Below are 1,029 nucleotides of genomic sequence, written 5' to 3'. Positions count from 1 at the left end.
TTATTGGATAAGTCCTCGACCGATTAGTATCTGTCAGCTCCACGTGTCGCCACGCTTCCACACCAGACCTATCAACCTCATCATCTCTAAGGGGTCTTACTGGATTAACTCCATGGGAAATCTCATCTTGAGGGGGGCTTCATGCTTAGATGCTTTCAGCACTTATCCCGTCCACACGTAGCTACCCAGCTATGCTCCTGGCGGAACAACTGGTACACCAGCGGTGTGTCCATCCCGGTCCTCTCGTACTAAGGACAGCTCCTCTCAAATTTCCTGCGCCCGCGACGGATAGGGACCGAACTGTCTCACGACGTTCTGAACCCAGCTCGCGTACCGCTTTAATGGGCGAACAGCCCAACCCTTGGGACCTACTTCAGCCCCAGGATGCGATGAGCCGACATCGAGGTGCCAAACCTCCCCGTCGATGTGGACTCTTGGGGGAGATAAGCCTGTTATCCCCAGGGTAGCTTTTATCCGTTGAGCGATGGCCCTTCCATGCGGAACCACCGGATCACTAAGCCCGACTTTCGTCCCTGCTCGACTTGTAGGTCTCGCAGTCAAGCTCCCTTTTGCCTTTGCACTCTACGAATGATTTCCAACCATTCTGAGGGAACCTTTGGGCGCCTCCGTTACTGTTTAGGAGGCGACCGCCCCAGTCAAACTGCCCACCTGACACTGTCCCTGAACCGGATCACGGCTCGAGGTTAGAATGTCAGCACAGTCAGGGTAGTATCCCACCGACGCCTCCACGTAAGCTGGCGCTCACGCTTCCAAGGCTCCTACCTATCCTGTACAAACTGTACCAACATCCAATATCAAGCTACAGTAAAGCTCCATGGGGTCTTTCCGTCCTGTCGCGGGTAACCTGCATCTTCACAGGTACTATAATTTCACCGGGTCTCTCGTTGAGACAGTATCCAAATCGTTACACCATTCGTGCGGGTCGGAACTTACCCGACAAGGAATTTCGCTACCTTAGGACCGTTATAGTTACGGCCGCCGTTTACTGGGGCTTCAATTCAGAGCTTC

The 1,029-nt window shown here is 53.7% G+C and carries 1 rRNA gene; it reads right to left on the bottom strand.

Features of this window, described 5'->3' with window-relative positions:
* Positions 1-3: 3 nt before the first annotated feature.
* A 23S ribosomal RNA gene (locus JCM9140_RS22070) occupies positions 4-1,029 on the bottom strand; the annotation flags it as partial.

Origin of the sequence: Halalkalibacter wakoensis JCM 9140, assembly GCF_000513095.1 — a bacterium.
Lineage (GTDB): Bacteria > Bacillota > Bacilli > Bacillales > Bacillaceae_D > Halalkalibacter > Halalkalibacter wakoensis.
The sequence above is the reverse complement of the archived record's forward strand: the minus strand, read 5'-3'. Positions and strand labels throughout refer to the sequence as shown.